This is a genomic window from Halobacillus sp., assembly GCF_049282395.1.
Lineage (GTDB): Bacteria > Bacillota > Bacilli > Bacillales > Halobacillaceae > Halobacillus.
Genome location: NZ_JBAPTY010000323.1, coordinates 1 through 3,619 on the forward strand (window position 1 = coordinate 1; position 3,619 = coordinate 3,619).

Below are 3,619 nucleotides of genomic sequence, written 5' to 3' on the forward strand. Positions count from 1 at the left end.
TTATCCGAAGAGATAGTATTCAATACTATAGAAGGTTGCTTAAATAAGGTGTAACCTAAGATTATTGTTTTATATTATACGTACCCCAACAGCCTTCTAAGGTGTGGATCGCAGGTTAGAATCCTGCCTGGTATGCTATCTAACAAAACCCTGAACCTCTTATGCCAATGGGTTCAGGGTTTTTGATGTGAATAGATTAGCCAATGACTGGATTTTAAAATTAGTAACCGTATTTCAAAGTACGATTCCGTGACAATTGCATAACATAATTTTATAAACTGTGAAGGGATGAAGAAAAATGTACTATGTTCCTTATAAGTATCTTTATCAGAACCCATATTATGTGATGAATCCCCCAATGAACACGAACTACGGGTCGTTTCCTAATCAGGTAGAGCATGTAAACCGAACTGGTTCTATGCGTCCTTATAACACCGGTGGGAATATTGTGTTAACAGATTATGGACCAAACCCATTTGTCGTTAATATTAATGAAACAACTAAGCAAAACAATACTTATCGTACTGCTTTATGGACAGGATCACATTTACAAGTTACTTTAATGAGTATCAATGTAGGTGAGAATATCGGATTGGAAGTGCATCCTGATGTTGATCAGTTCTTACGTATTGAACAAGGCCAAGGAATTGTTCAAATGGGCAAGAGTAAAGATGATTTAAATTTTGAAAGAAATGTACAGGATGATTCCGCAATAATGATACCTGCTGGAACATGGCATAATGTAACCAATACAGGCAATATTCCACTTAAACTTTACTCGATATATGCACCTCCTAACCATCCATTTGGGACTATTCATGTGACCAAAGCAGATGCGATGACTGCGGAAGGAGGCAACAGCAATAGTGATGGAAATAACCTTGTTTTTGGCAGGACACCGGATGAGTGGGTACAATACACGGAATATCTAGTAAATGAAGGATTAGAAGATGTTAAAAGAGGAATAAATGCTTTACACATCCTTCAAGAATTTATTCTAATGGGAGTCCTTGTAGGAAAAGGGTATTCTCCTGAAAGAGCATATGAAACAGTAGAAGAATGGGAACGTACAGGACAATCAAAGCTCCTTCAGCAAAGCAAAAATATGTAAAAAGAGGTTAAGAACCATATAGTGCCAATATAATAATCAAAGACTCGGTCCCTGCCTTGGCGTTATGATCCGTATCCAGAGCGGGTTGTAGCGTCTTTTTTGTTGTATTTGTGGACCAATTATAAATTTATATTCGAACAATCTACCTATAATTACATTCTAAGGTTAGTAAGAAAGAGTGGAAAAAAAAGAAATAAAGTAGTTTATTGAAGGAATATGGAAAGATTTATAGAATTGTTTTGCTATTAAGTAATTAATTCTTTTGAGATAAGGAGGTCATGAAGCGGTAATAATGTCAACGTTTCGTAGCTCATGTATTTCAGGTTTTAATAAAATTATGGATGACAGAACAGTCGAGTAAAGGAAGGTTTATCTCATTCTTAACGTGTACAAGAATGGAAGTTAAGCAACCGTTTACCTTTAGACTGTTCTTTTTTTATCTTTACCAAGCTAAACCTTTTCTTAATGTCCACTGCTTTAGCTCAGGTTCATAAGGAGGCATGGTGACGTTCCATGGATAAAATAAATTCGCAATATTTAAGCATGGGAGACCAGGATCGTAAAGTTATTTACCTGAAGAAATACCTGAAAAAGTTCGGTTACTATCATTCTTGTCCTTGTCTTGAAGAAGCATTCTGCAAACATCTCGATAAATCGGTGAAGGATTACCAGTTGTATTTTGGATTGTCTATCACCGGAAACTTAGATGAACCTACTATTACTCAGATGCAAAAGCCGAGGTGTGGACTGCCTGATTTGTTACCTGGGGAAGATGTTCGTGAGAAAGTAAACGATTATAGCCTAAGTGGTGGTAGATGGGAAAATACGAACATCAGGTATTTTTTTCAGAATGGAACGAGCGATATTTCTGGGACAACAGAATGGGACATTATGCGGCAAGCAATGGATCGTTGGGCTGATGTTACGCCTTTAACATTTACACAAGTGACGACGGAAGCGGATGCTGATATTCGATTTTTATGGGCGACAGGAAGTCATGGAGATGACGATCCATTTGATGGCTTTGGAAATGTACTTGCTCACGCTTTCTATCCACCCCCTGTAAACTCACGTCCTACTGCTGGTGATGTTCACTTTGATAACGATGAAAAATGGGATACAGAAGACGGTGGATTTTGGTGGTGGAGGCGACGTGATCTTCTTACTGTGGCGATTCATGAAGTCGGTCACGCTCTTGGTCTGGCTCATTCCACTATAGGTAACGCGATTATGTGGCCTACTTATGAAGGGGAGAGGAGAACTTTACATTCAGATGACATTGAAGGGATACAGGCGCTTTATGGTTCTCCAGTCAGGCCCGCCGGTTCAAGGTTCGCAGAAGCAAGCATGTGGGCATTAAAGAACACAGGAGGATACGGAACCATTTCAATTGATTTAGGACGCCCTCGGCGATTTGTCGCATGGGGAACCATCACCATGATGGATTCCCTATCCGATTTAGATAGAGATAACGCTGTCGTTGCAGAGGTGTTTCAAGTTGATGGGATAGAAACATGGAAAGCTGTATCTGGCGGTGATCACTGGGGTGCTGCTGGTAATTCCTCTAATGTACACCAAGGAGCGTATGTTGGTTTTGGACAAACCATTACTTTTCGGATTCGTTCCATGCACCCTAATGATATGGAAGCTTACGGTGTGGGGTCAGTTATGGTACTTGATGAATGATAGACAAACCTGGAAAGGAAAATGCCGATGTTAGTTTACATGATCTATGATAAAAGCAATGGAGAAATCGTACACATGCATCGTAATGTAGATATTAATGGAAGAAGTTACACGTGTACAGAAGAAGAAATTCAACGTATGATACCTCCTCATATTGATCAAAAATCTGTCGGCTTTATTTCAGCTGAACTTGAACAACCTCCTTCAGGAAGAAAAGTGAAAATGAGTGTAGATATTACGAAAAATACGCTTATTAAGACATTCATCGATAAAGATGCACCTATTGAAAAGAATGAATAATAGTCAGGAGGTGGAATATGGATGCATATGAAATTAGTATGTGGGGATTGAAAAATCATGGGGGCAGCAACACCGTGACGATTGATCTCGGACGGAACAGAAGCTTCCTTGCCTGGGCCTCCGTAACAATGATTGATTCACTTAATGATTTTGATGCGGACAATGCTGTTGTTGCAGAAGTGTTTCAAGTTGATGGAGTCGAAACATGGAAAGCAGTATATGGAGGGGAACACTGGGGTTCCGCCGGAGATTCTTCCAATGTTCACCAGGGAGCTTACGTAGGATACGGCCGCAGAATCACCTTTCGGATCAGGTCGGTTCATTCAAGTGATTTAGATTCATATGGCATGGGGGTAGTAGTGGCTCAATAAATTTAAAATAAGTATCTTGGAATGACTAGCGGACTGAATAAATATGACGGTAAGTCATATTTATTCAGTTTTGCACCTGTGAGCCAATTCAATTGTAACCAGGTACAGAATTAAAACATTTGGTGTACATAAATTAAGAATACAATTAGGA

4 protein-coding genes are annotated in these 3,619 nt (G+C 39.3%); all 4 read left to right on the top strand.

The genetic code is table 11. The annotated features are described in order from the left end of the window. Positions 1 to 298 precede the first annotated feature (298 nt). Positions 299 to 1,111: a cupin domain-containing protein gene (locus WAM07_RS13625; protein WP_422167675.1), complete on the top strand. Its 813-nt coding sequence runs from the start codon at positions 299 to 301 to the stop codon at positions 1,109 to 1,111. Positions 1,112 to 1,624: 513 nt separating this feature from the next. Beyond that, entirely contained in the window at positions 1,625 to 2,797 is a 1,173-nt protein-coding gene (locus tag WAM07_RS13630; protein WP_422167677.1) for a matrixin family metalloprotease, read from the top strand. A gap of 27 nt (positions 2,798 to 2,824) precedes the next feature. Continuing rightward, positions 2,825 to 3,097, top strand: coding sequence for a hypothetical protein (locus WAM07_RS13635; RefSeq protein WP_422167679.1), 273 nt, complete (start codon positions 2,825 to 2,827; stop codon positions 3,095 to 3,097). Positions 3,098 to 3,114: 17 nt separating this feature from the next. Beyond that, positions 3,115 to 3,468: a hypothetical protein gene (locus WAM07_RS13640; protein WP_014642609.1), complete on the top strand. Its 354-nt coding sequence runs from the start codon at positions 3,115 to 3,117 to the stop codon at positions 3,466 to 3,468. Positions 3,469 to 3,619 lie beyond the last annotated feature (151 nt).

Excerpts from the sequence above, each read along its gene's own strand:
- WAM07_RS13625 (WP_422167675.1), top strand. The coding sequence starts at position 299 with ATGTACTATGTTCCTTATAAGTATCTTTATCAGAACCCATATTATGTG.
- WAM07_RS13630 (WP_422167677.1), top strand. The coding sequence starts at position 1,625 with ATGGATAAAATAAATTCGCAATATTTAAGCATGGGAGACCAGGATCGT.
- WAM07_RS13635 (WP_422167679.1), top strand. The coding sequence starts at position 2,825 with ATGTTAGTTTACATGATCTATGATAAAAGCAATGGAGAAATCGTACAC.
- WAM07_RS13640 (WP_014642609.1), top strand. The coding sequence starts at position 3,115 with ATGGATGCATATGAAATTAGTATGTGGGGATTGAAAAATCATGGGGGC.